This is a genomic window from Roseibium sp. SCP14, assembly GCF_040329475.1.
GTDB lineage: Bacteria > Pseudomonadota > Alphaproteobacteria > Rhizobiales > Stappiaceae > Roseibium.
Map to the genome: position 1 here is coordinate 86,184 of NZ_JBDZYH010000007.1, position 15,264 is coordinate 101,447.

At 56.8% G+C, this 15,264-nt stretch carries 16 protein-coding genes; 2 read left to right on the top strand and 14 right to left on the bottom strand.

Features of this window, described 5'->3' with window-relative positions; all coding sequences use genetic code 11:
- Nucleotides 1-33: 33 nt before the first annotated feature.
- The 5 genes from ABLQ08_RS24820 to ABLQ08_RS24840 are packed head-to-tail and all read right to left on the bottom strand — an operon-like array spanning nucleotide 34 to nucleotide 4,873.
- Nucleotides 34-1,497: an aldehyde dehydrogenase gene (locus ABLQ08_RS24820; RefSeq protein WP_352947869.1), complete on the bottom strand. Its 1,464-nt coding sequence runs from the start codon at nucleotides 1,495-1,497 to the stop codon at nucleotides 34-36.
- 20 nt (nucleotides 1,498-1,517) lie between these two features.
- Nucleotides 1,518-2,555 (bottom strand): LLM class flavin-dependent oxidoreductase, encoded by a 1,038-nt coding sequence (locus ABLQ08_RS24825; protein WP_352947872.1) that lies wholly within the window; start codon nucleotides 2,553-2,555, stop codon nucleotides 1,518-1,520.
- Nucleotides 2,556-2,558: 3 nt separating this feature from the next.
- The gene (locus ABLQ08_RS24830) at nucleotides 2,559-3,476 is read right to left on the bottom strand and encodes a flavin reductase family protein (RefSeq protein WP_352947874.1); all 918 of its coding nucleotides are present in this window, start codon (nucleotides 3,474-3,476) and stop codon (nucleotides 2,559-2,561) included.
- Entirely contained in the window at nucleotides 3,463-4,299 is an 837-nt protein-coding gene (locus ABLQ08_RS24835; RefSeq protein WP_352947876.1) for an alpha/beta fold hydrolase, read from the bottom strand. The genes ABLQ08_RS24830 and ABLQ08_RS24835 overlap by 14 nt, the downstream gene beginning before the upstream one ends.
- A complete protein-coding gene (locus ABLQ08_RS24840; protein ID WP_352947878.1) occupies nucleotides 4,271-4,873 on the bottom strand; it encodes an amino acid synthesis family protein in 603 nt (200 codons plus the stop codon). Before ABLQ08_RS24840 ends, ABLQ08_RS24835 begins: the two co-directional genes overlap by 29 nt.
- 104 nt (nucleotides 4,874-4,977) lie before the next feature.
- Here ABLQ08_RS24840 and ABLQ08_RS24845 point away from each other — a divergent pair, with 104 nt between their 5' ends.
- A complete protein-coding gene (locus ABLQ08_RS24845; RefSeq protein ID WP_352947880.1) occupies nucleotides 4,978-5,664 on the top strand; it encodes a GntR family transcriptional regulator in 687 nt (228 codons plus the stop codon).
- 2 nt (nucleotides 5,665-5,666) lie between these two features.
- Nucleotides 5,667-5,954: a DUF1330 domain-containing protein gene (locus ABLQ08_RS24850; RefSeq protein WP_352947883.1), complete on the top strand. Its 288-nt coding sequence runs from the start codon at nucleotides 5,667-5,669 to the stop codon at nucleotides 5,952-5,954.
- Nucleotides 5,955-5,997: 43 nt separating this feature from the next.
- Here ABLQ08_RS24850 and ABLQ08_RS24855 read toward each other — a convergent pair whose 3' ends face one another.
- The 9 genes from ABLQ08_RS24855 to ABLQ08_RS24895 all read right to left on the bottom strand — a co-directional run bounded on the left by ABLQ08_RS24855 (nucleotide 5,998) and on the right by ABLQ08_RS24895 (nucleotide 15,235).
- Entirely contained in the window at nucleotides 5,998-6,924 is a 927-nt protein-coding gene (locus tag ABLQ08_RS24855; protein WP_352947886.1) for an aldo/keto reductase, read from the bottom strand.
- Between the two features lie 62 nt (nucleotides 6,925-6,986).
- Entirely contained in the window at nucleotides 6,987-8,138 is a 1,152-nt protein-coding gene (locus tag ABLQ08_RS24860) for a cupin domain-containing protein (RefSeq protein WP_352947888.1), read from the bottom strand.
- A gap of 310 nt (nucleotides 8,139-8,448) precedes the next feature.
- Complete coding sequence (locus ABLQ08_RS24865) at nucleotides 8,449-9,189, bottom strand: maleate cis-trans isomerase family protein (RefSeq protein ID WP_352947891.1); 741 nt, start codon at nucleotides 9,187-9,189, stop codon at nucleotides 8,449-8,451.
- Between the two features lie 106 nt (nucleotides 9,190-9,295).
- Nucleotides 9,296-10,114 carry a ferredoxin--NADP reductase gene (locus ABLQ08_RS24870; RefSeq protein WP_352947893.1) on the bottom strand — a complete coding sequence of 273 codons (819 nt, stop codon included), beginning with the start codon at nucleotides 10,112-10,114 and terminating at the stop codon, nucleotides 9,296-9,298.
- Between the two features lie 27 nt (nucleotides 10,115-10,141).
- Entirely contained in the window at nucleotides 10,142-10,471 is a 330-nt protein-coding gene (gene fdxA / locus ABLQ08_RS24875; protein ID WP_352947896.1) for a ferredoxin FdxA, read from the bottom strand.
- A gap of 142 nt (nucleotides 10,472-10,613) precedes the next feature.
- A complete protein-coding gene (locus ABLQ08_RS24880) occupies nucleotides 10,614-11,315 on the bottom strand; it encodes an ABC transporter ATP-binding protein (protein ID WP_352947899.1) in 702 nt (233 codons plus the stop codon).
- Entirely contained in the window at nucleotides 11,308-12,087 is a 780-nt protein-coding gene (locus tag ABLQ08_RS24885; protein WP_352947902.1) for an ABC transporter ATP-binding protein, read from the bottom strand. Before ABLQ08_RS24885 ends, ABLQ08_RS24880 begins: the two co-directional genes overlap by 8 nt.
- A complete protein-coding gene (locus ABLQ08_RS24890; protein WP_352947904.1) occupies nucleotides 12,084-13,946 on the bottom strand; it encodes an ABC transporter permease in 1,863 nt (620 codons plus the stop codon). Before ABLQ08_RS24890 ends, ABLQ08_RS24885 begins: the two co-directional genes overlap by 4 nt.
- A 77-nt stretch (nucleotides 13,947-14,023) precedes the next feature.
- Entirely contained in the window at nucleotides 14,024-15,235 is a 1,212-nt protein-coding gene (locus ABLQ08_RS24895; protein WP_417714951.1) for an ABC transporter substrate-binding protein, read from the bottom strand.
- Between the last annotated feature and the right edge of the window lie 29 nt (nucleotides 15,236-15,264).

Here is a 15,264-nt window from a genome sequence, read left to right on the forward strand (position 1 = left end):
GTGCACTCGTCCTCGGTGCCGGTGAATGTGATGTCAGCGCATCACGAAGGGATCGGGAATGGGGTCGTCGCTCGTACGAAGCCAGACCGTCTTGATTTTGGTGTAGTCGAGAGCTGCCTGCAGTCCGCCTTCGCGCCCGTGACCGGAAAGCCCGTGGCCGCCAAAGGGTGCGATCGGGCTGACGGCACGATAAGTGTTGACCCAGACAATGCCCGAACGGATCTTTCGGATCATGCGATGGGCGCGCGTCAGGTTCTGGGTGAAAACGCCAGAGGCGAGACCGAACTCGGTGTCGTTGGCAATCCGCACGGCCTCGGCTTCATCCTTGAAGGAAACCACCGACAGAACCGGACCGAAAAACTCGTTGTTCAGGCTGGGCGCTTCCGGAACGCCCGAGCAATCCAGGATCGTCGGCGCAAAGTAGAACCCTTCACGGTCCAGGGCCTTACCGCCGGTGACGAGCCTTGCCCCCACTTCAACGGATCGAGCGATCAGATCCAGTGCGAGCTCGCGCTGGCGCAACGTGCACAATGGGCCGACTTCAGTGGCCATGTCATCGGGAGACCCGATTACCACCGCTTCGGCTTTCTCCTTCAAGCGCGCAAGAAACTCATCCTTGATCGAGGCCTGCACCAACAGACGCGACCCGGCCACGCAGCTCTGGCCCGTAGCGGCGAAAATACCCGAGACCTGCGCATTTACGGCGCTTTCGATATCAGCGTCTTCAAAGACGATGAACGGCGATTTCCCACCAAGCTCCAACGAAGTGGATGCGAGGTTTTCTGCGGAATTTCGCACGATGTGACGCGCCGTCTCCGGCCCGCCGGTAAACGCGACATGATCGACCTTGGCGTGACTGGTCAGCGCAGCTCCGGCTTCGGGACCTCCGGTGATGACATTCAGGACACCTTTCGGGAACCCGGCCAGGTCAAAGATCCTGGCGAATTCCAGCATGGGGGCCGGTGCTTCTTCAGAAGCTTTCAGCACGACCGTGCATCCGGCGGCAAGTGCCGGGCCGATTTTCACGGCTGACAGGAACAATTGCGAATTCCAGGGAACGATGGCCGCGACCACGCCCACCGGTTCACGGCGCAACCAGACTTCCATGTCCGGCTTGTCAATCGGCAGATGCGCACCTTCGATCTTGTCGGCAAGGCCGGCGAAATAGCGGAAGTACTCGGCGACATAGGCGATCTGGGCGCTGGTTTCGCGAATGATCTTGCCGGTATCGCGGGTTTCGATTTCGGCAAGTCTCGGTGCGTTCTCGGCAATCAGATCGGCAAGCCGCAAGAGCAGCTTGCCCCGCGCCGTTGCGGTCATGTCTGCCCATTCGGGAGCAAAGAACGCCTCGGACGCGGCTTCAACAGCCCGGTTTACATCTTCGGCACCAGCCTCGGCCATCCGGGCCCAGGGTTTCCCCGTGGCTGGATCCAAACTGGCGAACTGTGCGGTGCCATCAGAGAAAACGCCGTCGATATACTGCTGAAAAACCTGCATTTTCCGGTCCTATCCCTGTCTTATTGAAAGGCGGGCATCACTTCATTGATGAACCGCAGCAATGACGCTTTCTTGCGCTCAAAGGGCATCGAACTGTCGATCCAGAAGGAATATTCGTCGTAGCCGAGCGCTTCATAAGCCTTGAGCCGTTCGATGACCTTATCAGGCGTGCCGATTACCAGGTCACGTTCCATTGCTTCAGGCGTATAGAAGGGATGCGCGGCAATCTCATCGTCGCTCAATGGATCAATCAGACCCTGATTGATGTCCCGTTTGTTCATGAACCATGCGCCGAAATAGCAATAGAAACGGTTCAGTTCGACAGCACCCAACTTGGCGTCTTCCTCACTGTCAGCCACGTAGGTGTGCATCAAAAGCATGATATCGGGCCGTGGCAGGCTCGGAAACTTCTGGCAAGCTTCATTGAACTTGCGCATCAGGTCCTGAATTTCCTCATCCCCGTTCCAAAGAGGCGTGACCTGCACGTTACAGCCACTTTCCACGGCAAACTCGTGACTGTTCGGGTCGCGGGCCGCAATCCAGATTGGCGGTCCTTCCTTCTGCACCGGTTGAGGTGACGAGGTCGTTTTCGGGAACTGGTGATATTCGCCCTGATGCTCATAATCGCCATGCCAGAGCGCCTTGACCGCGGGGACAAGCTCGCGCATGCGCTTTCCTGCTTCCCATGCGTCCATACCCGGCATCAGGCGTTCATATTCGAAGGAATATGCGCCGCGCGCGATACCGAGCTCAAGTCGGCCATCCGTGATGATATCGGTCATCGCGGCCTCACCGGCAAGTCGGATCGGGTGCCAGAACGGTGCTATCACCGTGCCGGTGCCAAGACGGACATTTTCGGTGTGGCGGGCCAGATCCACGAGATTGAGCATCGGGTTCGGCGCGATTGTGAAGTTCATGCCGTGGTGCTCACCCGTCCAGACCGCATGCATTCCGCCCCGGTCGGCAATCTTGCAAAGCTCGATAAACTCGTCATAGAGCTGCTTCTGGTCTTCGTTTGGGGAAATGCGCTCCATATGCGCAAAAAGCGAGAACCTCATGCCTCAACTCCCTGATGTCATCGGCCGAATTTCACCGGCGGCCTGATTGCCATAATAAATTCCGAAATTTCCCATCCGGCTTTCCGCCGCGAACCGCTCCAGCATCGTAGAGATTGCCGGGTCCGCCACGTCCTTCAACGTAGCTTGCGAAAGCTCGTAAAACCGGCCCTTGGTCGCGGTATCTTCGCTTGCCTGGCACAGGAACGAAATGTGCTGTGTTTCACGCGCTTCATCTTCATAGACCGAGTAGATGAAGCCACGCTCCGCCTCAGCTCCGCTCGTGGAAATAAGCTGTTCCAGCGCCGCCGCAGCCCCTTCCTTGCCGACCTTGATTTCCGGAACGCTCAACTGTCCGCTGTCGTTGTCGACAAGGAGAACATTGCCCTGGTGCTCGATCAAAGCAGAAACCACCAGGTGTGCACTGTTGCTCAAGGCTTCGGCCTCGGCCGCAGGTGTTACATATGCGCCGCGGGCATATCCGAGGCCTGGATGCGTGCTGGCTTCGAACGCCTCGACCTTGCCGATCAGAATGATATGGTCTCCGGCCTCCACCGTGTTGTACATGGAACAGTCGAACCAGGCCGATACGTCTTCGAACACTGGTGAACCTTCCGGTCCCCTGTGCCAGGAAACCGAAGCAAAACGGTCTTCCACCGGCCGGGCAAACGTGTTCGACACATCCTTTTGCGCTTCCGACAAGATGTTGACGGCAAAGCCATCCGCATTGCTGAAGGCCTCATAGTTTCGCGAGCTGTTGGCGAGACATACCAGTACCAGCGGAGGGTCCAGGGACACGGAAGAAAAGGAGTTGGCAGTGAAGCCGAGCGGATTACCCTCCCTGTCGTGAGTGGTTACCACGGTCACCCCTGTCATGAAGGCGCCGAAAGCGTTGCGAAGCGCGCGTGGGTCAAACGTGCTCATGGCTTGTGTCCTTTTGATCTAGCGGGGACTGGAATGGCGTCTTCAGCCAATCCTTGAGAGCGGTGTTCACCTGCTCCGGTGCCGTCAGGTTCACCATGTGACGGTGACCTTCAATCACCAGAGATTTTCCGTTTTGCGCAGCTTCCGCCATCGCCGCGGACATTGCCGGGCTTGAGTTCTGATCCCCATCCCCGGTCAAGGCGAGCAGCGGACAAGAAATGGCGGAAAATCGATCCGCGTATGTGGCATCACCGCGCGCGAAAGCGGAATACGCCGTCGCATAACCAGACGGATCAACCGAAGCGAGCCAATCCGAGACTTTGACGCGCGCAGCCATATCGGCTTTCCCGTCACCGAACCATCGGGTCAACGGTGTTTCCAGATCGATCATGCCGCTACGAATCTGCTCTGCCCGGGCAATCACGGCGGTGCGCGCTTCTTGCGAACGACGGAAAACGCCGTTCAGGAGTGCAAGACGAGTAACCATTTCAGGATACGTGATCGCATACCCGCCGGAGACCAATGCTCCCATGGAATGCCCAGCCAGACTGATCGGACCGGTGCCAAGAGCGCGCAGCACAACGTGAAGCCAGGCAACAAAGTCCGGCAGCGAAGCCTCGGTGGGCAACGCATCGCTGCCCCCATGGCCGGGCATATCCACCGCAATCACCTGATGGGACTGTGAGAGCGCGTCAATCTGGGGCTCCCATGCCGCCGACTGCATGCCAACGCCATGGATAAGGACCAGCGGGTCGCCGTCGCCGGTTGCGCGGTACGCAACCTTTCCGAAGGGCTTAGACAGCTGCAGGGTTGTCAACGTCATGGCCAAGGTCCTTGAGATCCTGGTAGCGGTCGCCGATGCGGTGATGCGGACGGCCACTTGTCGATGCGCCCAGTGCAATAACGATCTCGTCCGGACCGGGCGCATCCGCGACCTGCAGCTGGATGGTCAGATAATGACTGCGGCGACCGCCGTCATTCTTGTCCATCAGGGGGATCTGCAGCGGGGCGTTTGCCGGTCCGCGAGTATTGGTGAAAGCCAGGTAGGACTTCGCACCGACCGCCTCACGGAAGTGATTGCCGAAACGCAGCGTGTGGATCAGGGCTGATGCGTGCTCGACCTCCCCATTCACGCCGACGATACCGGATTTGCCATAACCTTCCACCCGGTCGCCACCACCTGCTGCCTCAAGAATCATCCCGGTCAGCAGTTCGCCCAGTCCCGGGGCGCAATCGTGAATCGCCGGCTTCAGATCCTCGACAAAGCCCTGCCCCGCCCATGGGTTCTTGATCACGGCAACAGCCGCGATCATTTTCAGCGGCGTCTCGGCAACCTTGCCTCCTTCGATCAGGGTGTTTTCGACGTGCAGCAGTGTTTTGCGAATTTCAGCGGGCATTGTGACACCTACGTTGTGGTCTGTTGAATGGTATTATGGTATACCATATGACAATAAGTCAACCCACCTTGCTCAGAATGCATCGCTCTGCTACCCAATGCTTCATGACGACATCTGAACTTGAGAAAATCTCGCAACCGCCCGCGACCCTGCGCGACATGGTCCAGGAACGTATGCGCGAAGCAATTATTGCGGGACATTTCAAGCCTGGAGAACGCCTTGTCGAGCGCCCGCTCTGTGAGCAACTTGGTGTCAGCCGGACGGTTATTCGCGAAACAATCCGGTATCTTGAAGCCGAAGGCCTGGTCGAAATCCTGCCCGGCCGCGGTCCGATCGTTGCCAGGATGAGCTGGGATGACGCACGCCAGATCTATGATATCCGGCGGATGCTCGAAACCGCAGCAGCGCGTGCCTGCGCTGCCCGCATCACCCCGGAACGCAAAGCCCGCCTGCAAGCTTCTCTGAAAACCTTGAAGAAGGGTGTTGCAGACAAAAACCCGGGGGAAGTTTTCACGGTGACCGCCGAATTTTATTCCGAGATTTTCGACGGCGCGGGACACAATGTCGCCTGGGAAATCGTGCAGCGCCTGAACGGGCGCATCAGCCGACTACGCATGATGACCCTGTCATCGTCCGATCGCGAACGCCCCGGGCCAGATCACATGCAGGCAATCTGTGATGCGATCATTTCCGGAGATGCAGATGCGGCAGGTGCAGCCGTTGCACGCCATCTTGACGACACAACAGCCATTGCCGAACGCTTGCTGGCTGCAGAAGAAAACAAAGACTGACCATGCCCAAGGCTTACTGGATTGCCAATGTCACCGTCACCGATCCGGTGGCGTACAAGGACTATCAAGCAATTGCTCCTGATGCCTTCACCGAATTCGGCGCCCGTTTCCTGGCGCGCGGCGAAGCGGAAACTCTGGAAGGACGACCCTGGCAACGCCGGGTGGTCATAGAGTTCGAAAGCCTGGAACAGGCCCACGCCTGTTACAATTCACCGGCGTATCGTGCCGCCCGCGAAAAGCGCGCAGGTGCATGCGATGCGGATATCGCAATCATCGAAGGTCTTGCCTGAGATCAGCCACGGTATCTGAAGGTATTTTTGCAAGTTGTTGCCGTTACGGTGACTCTGTTGGGTCCCCCATCGGCCAGGCGACACTTTTCCCACGATCCATTTTTTCGATCGCACGCATGTCTTCGTCATCGATGACAAATGAGAACAGATCCAGGTTTTGTTGCATGCGCCCGCGGCTATTGCTTTTTGGCAATACCGGGTGTTTTTGCTGCACAGCCCATCTGAGTAGAACCTGAGCTTCGGAGACCCCATACTTCTCAGCCATTGCGCTGAACGGTGAGCGACCCGCTTCCCCTTCGGCGCGCATTTGCGAAGTTTTGGCGCTCTCCTGTCCCTGCTTACTGCGCCACGTCGATAAAGGCACAAGACTGCTGTAGGCAATCGAGGTGATTCCATTGTCATCAAGATAGGCAACAAGCTCGGGCTTTTGCGACCACGGATGCAGCTCAATCTGATTTACACACGGTATCGGCAAACCTGCAGACCTGATTTCCTCAATATGTGCCTGACTATAGTTGCTCACCCCGACCGCTCGCGCCTTTCCCAATTGCTGCAATTCGACAAGTCCCCGCCACTGGTTAAGCCGCTGCTCACGGCAAAAGGGCGCATGAATGAGATAGAGATCGACATAGTCAATCTGAAGCCGCTGAAGACTTTCGAGTAGAGAAGCGATAGTCGTTTCTTTGGTCTTGGCAGGATCGCCCCATTCCGGATTTCCCGGCCAAAGCTTGGTCGTCACAAAAACATCTTCCCGCGACAACTCATGTTCGCTCATGCTGACCGCGATACCTTCACCGACGCCGCTTTCGTTTTCATACCCTTCTGCAGTATCCACGTGTCGATACCCCACCCCAAAGGCGGTGTTTACGAGTGCCGACGCTTCGATGTCCGGGATCAAGTAGGTTCCAAATCCTACACACGGAATCGCCACCGTGTCTGTGAGCTGAATATTCGGACAAGTATCGTCCATATGGTCCTCCGCTTGACGCATTCGGGAGCATTCTTATCGTCGCTAGCTCCCGACACAGGTGTTCAAATCGGTTTTCCCGTTGCTATGAACACGTCTCGTTTCGGAAACTTTTCAACAACGTCAGGCTTCTGGTTGAAGTGAGCTTCGAGCAGGTAATCGGGATTGCCCGCGAGCCATTCGGAAAGATCAATGGCCTGATAAAGTCCCGTATTGAAGCCAATCAGAACCCGGGCTTTTTCGCTGCCGGTGTTTTCAATCGAATGGCCGTAACCTTGCGGGATGTACCCAACATCTCCGGTCTGGAAACTCTCGATTGCATAGCGTCCCTTCGCACCGAACAAGGTGACACTGATGGTACCGCCGAGCACGTATTGCCATTCTTCTGCATTTGGGTGCCAGTGCAATTCCCTCAACCCACCCGGCTCCAACTCGAGAACAACACCTGTTACCGTGGTGGAAATTGGAAATTCTCTTTCGCTGACAAGCCACTCACGACCGCCGGCAAAAGTTGCATGAGGCTCCTGAGCAAGGAGTTTGTACTTGTGAGTGTTGGGCGGCGAAACGAGGTGACCACGATGCGGGAGTGCGGGTTGCGCCGGCGGCGGCTGCCCGTGAACAAAATACACTTCACTCTTTGGGAAGCTGTCAAAGGCGGATGCGGGTAAACCGAGATTCTTTGCCAACAACTCCTTTGGCGTATGTCCGATCCAATCAGTTATGCTGAATGTGCCGAACTCGGAAAAGTAGCCATTGTCGAAAATCAGGATGAAGTGACAAGGCTGATTGCCCAGGCATTGGATTGAATGGCCGAAACCACGCGGAAAGTACCACACGTCTCCCGGCTCAAAGTCATTGGTTTCAGATTGCCCCTCGGGATTGATCACCGTTGTGCGGCAATTCCCGCTTATCACGAACGCCCACTCCGCCGCCGTTGCATGCCAATGCAATTCACGCGCAACACCCGGCTGTAGCTTCATCGAAACACCGGCAATACCGGTTGATATCGGCAATTGCTCGACTGTGACTTCCTTTCCATAACTGCCGCCGTCTACGCGTCCCGTCGACTTTTCAAGCTCGAATTTGAAATTGGGAAGTGTGCTTTTCGACAAATCCGGATCCGGAACATTGTTCCAGAACGGGCCTGAAGGATATTCAGATGCCGAGACTTGCGAAGCAGCCACGCTTCCAAGTCCGGTTGCCGCAGCTGCGGTCATAAATTCTCGTCGGGAAGAGGAAACCATGACGCCTCCATGATGGAAGAGGTCTTTTCAGAATTCTGTCACAACAGATCCTCCCAACAATAACTCATTGCTTACGCAGCGTCAGCTAGAAATCTACAATCACCTGACGCTGAAGATTCCGGGCTTGCGGCAACAGCACGAGCGTCTCGAGCTCCATGGTTATGACAGGTCTCATGTATTTGGCGGTGTAAATGCCATTTGGACACCTGTTCGCACAAACCCCGGGACGCGGTTGTGATGCATGCCGACTCCTGTTGCCCGACAACGAAATGCGACGGTGCAACTATGAAGAGCCGGGTACAGTCCTTGTAAACAGTTCACCCCAACCTCTCACGCGGCGCGGATCGACGCCTGCCAAACACATGGAATGCCAGATTGTTAGGGAGACACTGTCGAAAACCGGCAGCGCGAGCTGCCGCTCCAGTATGGGAGCAATTCGAGTACCGTCGAAATTGGTGCAATAGATAACTATCGCATCCGGTTCAGCGGCTGCAACTTCGCGCACCATACGTTCAATGGTCGGCTCATCATATTCGGAAAAAGAGTAGTTTCCCTTGTCGTTGAGGTGGCGTTCGGCGAGACATGAATAACCCAACCTGGAAAAATTCATCTGAATGGCGCTTTGAATTTCGCTTAAGTAAGGCGTCACCAGCGAAAAGCTTTTAACGCCGAACGCTTCGAGAGCCGCCAGAAATGCAATTGTCGATGTTGTTGCAGGAACACCGCTTCTTTCGCTGATCTGCCGGCAAAGCTCCCTGTCGGCCTCAACACCAACCCAACCGCCAGAGGTACCACCCCAGGCGATCACGTCTACCCTGGCTTGCACCAGCAAGTCTGCAGCCTTCAATTGCGGTTCGAACCCGGGGTGCCAAAGCGTTCCGTCATGCATCGAAATCTCCGTGACTTCAACGCGTGAGAAGTGAACGGACACATCGTCCAAACCTGACACGACCTCCGTCGCTCTCGGCTCCATGATCGTGTTGGATGAAGGCGTCAACAGACCGAGTTTCCGGCGTTTCTGCATAGGCGGCTCCGTAAGCGAAATTTGCTCAATTCGAACTCGACTGGACCAACTATACGGATTTTGACTTCGAAAGTGTCGCGCCGTGCGGAAAATGGCAGCTCGTTCGTCAGTCGACGAAAGCCCTTTCAACGACGAATGTTGCCGGTTTGTTGTTGGCGCCCTCGACCAGGCCGAAGCCCTCAAGCAGAGCCTTGGTGTCGCGCAGCATGTCCATCGAACCGCAAATCATGCCGCGGTCGTCATCAGGCGAGATCGGCGGCACGCCGAGCTTCTTGAACAATTCCCCGCTTTTCATCAGGTCAGTGATACGACCGGTGTTTTCAAATGGTTCACGGGTAACCGACGCGAAGTGACGAAGCCGTCCGTTGGCAAATTCCCCCACCAGAGGATCCGCGGTGATTTCGGCGACCAAGTCCTGCCCGTATTTCAGCTCGGCGACCTCCCGGCAAGTGTGGGTCAAAATGACTTCTTCGAATTTCTCGTAGGTTTCCGGATCGCGGATCAACGAAGCAAAGGGCGCTATGCCTGTTCCGGTAGAGAACATGTAAAGCCGCTTGCCGGGCATGAGCGCATCATTGACCAGTGTGCCCGTCGGCTTCTTGCGCATGAGAATGGTGTCACCGACCTGAATCTTCTGAAGATGTTCCGTCAACGGGCCGCCGGGCACCTTGATGGAAAAAAACTCGAGCTCCTCGTCCCAGGAAGGGCTCGCCACAGAATAGGCGCGAAACACCGGCTTTTCCGCATTCGGCAAGCCGATCATGACGAACTCTCCGGAACGGAAGCGAAAGCTTCCGGGGCGTGTGGTCCGGAACTTGAAAAGACGATCAGTGTAATGCTGGACCGAAGTCACCGTCTCGGCATGAACACCCGCCGGGATCGGGAAGGCAACGGGCTCAATCGAATTCAGTTCGTTTACGGACATGTGCGCTCCTTTGTCTGGAGGATTGTGTCAGGCGGCCGGTTTTTCGGAAAGCAGTTTCAGCTTGTCCGTGATTTGCGCCCATTTTTCGTGATCGGCAGGTGGTTCGCCCTTTTCGGAAATGTTTGGCCAGAGTTCCGCAAATTTCGCATTCAAGTCCAGCCAGGCATCCATGCCCGGTTCGCTGTCGGGCTTGATGGCGTCGACTGGGCATTCCGGCTCGCAGACCGCACAGTCGATACACTCGTCCGGGTGAATGACCAACATGTTCTCCCCCTCGTAGAAACAGTCCACAGGGCAGACTTCAACGCAATCCTGATATTTGCAGCGAATGCAGCTTTCGGTGACGAGATAGGCCATCTTGCATACTCATATCGTTAGTATACTAACGATTATTTTACCCTGATCAACATGTCAAGCTTTGTTTGTATACTAATGATTTTCTATTGAACCAAACCGAAACACCAGGATGCCGGCAACATTCTGGCCGCCGGCCTTCACTTCAGACGGCCAGGTATTTCTGGCTGATTTCAGGATTCTCATCGAGGTCAGTGAAAGTACCCTCGTAACACACCTGCCCCTTTTCGATGATATAGGCGCGGTCTGAAACCAGGCGGGCAAAATGCAGGTTCTGTTCCGAAATCAGGATCGACAATCCTTCTCGCTTCAACTCGGCGATAACATAGGCCATCTGCTCGACAATCACCGGTGCAATCCCTTCCGAGGGCTCGTCCAACAGTACAAGCTTGGGGTTGCCCATCAGTGTACGGGCGATGGTCAGCATCTGCTGTTCGCCGCCGCTGAGTTGCCAACCGAGGTTCCTGCGTCGTTCTTTCAAATTCGGGAACAGTTCGAACAGATGCTCCAGCGTCCACTCCGGCGCATCCTTGCGCCGTTCCCGACGGCCGACCTCAAGGTTCTCCTCCACGGTGAGATCGCTGAAAATCCGGCGTTCTTCGGGCACATAGCCGATGCCGGCACGGCATATCATGTGCGGAGGCCGGGTGATGATGTCGCGATCGTCATATCGGACCTTGCCGGATCTTTGGCGGACCATACCCATGATACTTTTCATGGTCGTGGACTTACCCGCTCCATTGCGCCCGAGCAGCGCAACGACTTCGTTTTCGCCCAGATCCAGCGCCACATTGTGAAGGATGTGAGCCCCGCCGTATTTTGCGTTCAGGTTTCTGACACTAAGCATTGATCGCGACATCCTTCTTGTCTTCGAATACGGCACCGCCCCCCAGGTAAACCTGCTGCACCCTCTCGTTGGCCCGGATCTCGCTGCCCGTCCCTTCCGCGATCAGCTCGCCTCGGTTCAACACGAGAATGCGATGTGAATGAGCGAAGACCACGTCCATGTCGTGTTCTGTAAAGATGACACTCACACCGCTCTTTTCGACGATGTCAGCAGTCAGTGCCATCAGCGCGATACGTTCCGAAGGCGCCATTCCGGCAGTCGGTTCGTCCATCAGCAAAAGCTCGGGATCGTGCGCGAGCGCGATCGCCAGTTCCAACCGTTTCAGGTCGCCATAGGCAAGCTCCGAACACGCACGGTTCGCGTAGTCGCGCATTGACACCAGATCGAGCAAAGCGCCCGCTTCCTCGATGTAGAGACGTGTCGCCCGCGACAGGACGTCGAACGTACGGCGGTGATGCGAGATCAGCGCCATCTGCACGTTTTCCCGCACCGTCATTGTCTGGAACGTCTGGGTGATCTGGAAGGTCCGGCCTACCCCCATGCGCCAGATTTTTCGAGGTTTCCTGCCGATCAATTCAGTCCCGCCAAGTTTCACCGATCCGGTGTTGGGGCGCAGATAACCGTTCAACATGTTGAAACAGGTGGTCTTGCCGGCGCCGTTGGGACCGATCAAGGCTAGAAATTCACCCTTGCGCAGATCGAACGATACGTCGGTAACAGCCTTGATTCCACCGAACCATTTGGACAGGTTTCGAACCTCAAGAACATTCATGCCTGTGCCCTTTCCGTATTGGATTTCAGGCCGACAAGCCGTCCAAGCTTCGACAGGCCACCGGCAATTCCCTCCGGCGCGGCCAACACGACAACGAGGATGATGGCACCGAAGATGAACCGCCAGAATTCAAGGCGGCTAACCCAGTCCTCGATCAACACGAAGACACTGGCTCCGAGAATCGGGCCTGCCAGAGCATGAATTCCGCCGAGCAACACCATGATCAGTCCATCGACCGATAGAGAGATGCTCAGGGCATCGGGGAAGACACTGCCCTTTGAGAAGACGAAGACAACTCCTGCAAGCCCTGCCAGTGCTCCTGCAAGCGTAAAGCCAACCCATTGGTGCGTCTTCAGATCAACACCGATCGCTTCCGCTCTGGTCGGGGAGTCGCGGCCACCTCGCAGCGTGTAGCCGAACGGGGAATGGGCAACCCGGCGCATGAGCCAGATACCGCCGACGCAAAGCACCAGGGCGATATAGAAGTAGCTTTGATCAGACGAAGCCCATTTGGCGGGCCAGACGCCGAGTATGCCGTCATCACCACCGGTGAAATCCTGCCACTGGAACGTGATGCCCCAGAGGATTTGAGCTGCTGCGAGCGTCAACATCGCCAGATAAACGCCTGAAAGGCGTACGCAGAACCAGCCGAAAATCAATGCTCCCATCGCACCCGCCAGGGGTCCGACGACCATTGCCGGCAGCATGCCAAAACCCCAGAACTTGGTCGCCAACGCGGCCGCATAGGCTCCAAGACCGAAGTAAGCGGCATGACCGAACGAGACCATTCCGCCAACTCCCATGAGAAAATGCAGACTGACGGCAAAGAGTGTCGCGATCAACACATCGACCATAAGGATCAGGGTGAAATCGGAAGCGAAAACCGGGCTGAGCGCCAGGGCGGCAACAAACGCGGCCAGTATCATGGCCGCCTTGTTGGACATGAGGCGCAAGGGCTGTTCCGGCTCCGATGGCGCGCCATGTTCGCTGCCGGGCTTGCCGAAGAGACCATGTGGCCGAACAATCAGGACCACTGCCATCACGATAAACGGCAGGACGATGGAAATCTGCGGAAACATGAGAACTGCAAAGGCGTTCAATACGCTGATCAGGACGGCGGCGACAAAGGCACCGGTAACACTGCCCATTCCACCGATCACGACCACGACAAAGGCTTCGCCAATGACGTTCAGATCCATCTGCAGGCTCACGGCCTCACGAGGAACCTGGAGCGCGCCTCCAAGTCCGGCGAGAAACGCACCCAGCATGAACGCGGCAGAGAAGAGCCAGCTCTGATTGACGCCGAGTGCGCCGACCATTCCCCGATCCTGCGTCGCTGCCCGGACAAGCACGCCCCAGCGCGTGCGATGGAAAAGCAGCCAGATGATGCCGAGCACAACCGGGCCGATGACAATCAGGGCAAGATCATATTCGGGAATGGGTTCACCGAGGATACGCACCGCGCGGTCCAGACCTGGAGCGCGCGGCCCAAGGTAGTCTTCCGCCCCCCAGATCGCCAGCGCCACGTCCTGGATGATGAGGACGATGCCGAAAGTCGCGACCAGCTGAAAGAGTTCGGGCGCGCGGTAAATCCGGCGCAGCACGGTCATTTCAATGAGCAGACCGATGAGACTGACGAGCGCCGCGGCTATGATCACTCCGGACCAGAAACCGAAGATGCCGAGATCGACCGACGTGACGATTGTGTAGGCAACGTAGGCGCCGAGCATGAAGAAGGAGCCGTGCGCAAAGTTCACGATGCGTGTGACGCCGAAGATGATGGACAGGCCGGACGCAATCAGAAAAAGCGAAGAGGCATTGGCGAGCCCAGTTAAAAGCTGTGCAAGATAAAAACCCATCTGTCTCTCCGTGTGGGCCGCGGTATCAAGTGCGCGCGGAGAAATGTCTCCGCGCGTTCCGGGAGGATTTGCCGGTCTTACTCGGCGGGACGCAGCTTCGCCGCGTCTTCTTCAGACGGGAGATAGTTCGAGCCCTCGGCATAGACCCAGTCGACCATCTTCGGAGTGCCGTCGACCAGATCGGTCTTGCCGACATAGGCGCCCATCGTGGACTGGTGATCGGCCGCACGGTAAACGAACGGGCCGGTCGGACTGTCGACTTCAAGGCCTTCCATAGCTGCCAGCAGCGCATCGGTGTCGGTGGAACCGGCTTTTTTCAGAGCCGCTGCGATGCTGAGAACCGAGTTGTAGCCGACGATGGAGCCGGTTTTCGGTGCCTCATCCCATTTGGCAATGTAGGCATCGGCAAAGGTCTTGTGGACATCCGTGCCGATATCGGTTCCCGGGTAACCGGTCACGATCCAGCCCTTCGGTGTTTCATTGCCGAGCGGGGTAAGGTATTCGGGCTCACCGGTGAGCAGCGATGCAACCTCACGATCATCAAACAGATAGCGCAGGGATCCTTCACGGACGAATTTCGCCAGGTCACCACCGAATGTGACGTTAAAGATCGCATCAGGCTTGGCGGCTTCAAGCGCGCGAACGGTGGAACCGGCATCGATCTTGAAGACCGGCGGCCATTGTTCGGTGACGAACTCCACATCCGGCCGCAGTTTGGTCAGCTCCGACTTGAACGCTTTCACCGCATCCTGCCCATAGGCGTAGTTGGGGGCGATCGTTGCCCAACGTGTGGCATCAAGCTTGGCCGCCTGCTCGGCGAGCATTGCCGCCTGCATGTGCGTGGAAGGCCTCAGGCGATAGGTGTACTTGTTGCCCTTGGACCAGACGATGGCGTCCGACAGCGGTTCTGCCGCCAGGAACAAGACCTCTTTCTGCTTGGCGAAATCGGCAACAGCCAGACCGATATTGGACAGGAAGGTGCCGAAGATCATCACCGCGCCTTCCTTGGAGACCAGTTCCTCGGCGATGCGGATCGCGGTTGCCGGGTCGCCTGTGTCGTCTCGGCTGATTACTTCGAGCTTCTTGCCGTCGATGCCCCCAGCCGCATTGATCTCCTCCACTGCCAGCTGCCAGCCCTTTTTGTAAGGCTCAGTAAATGCCGGCAGACGGGTATAGGAATTCACCTCGCCAATGACGATCGTGTCTTCAGCCTGAACAGGAACGCTCAGGGCCTGCAGGAAGGGAAGCGCGGCCAGCGCCCCCAGCAAAAAACGCCTATTGATGGACATCCAATTCCTCCCTCTATCGATATTATGGT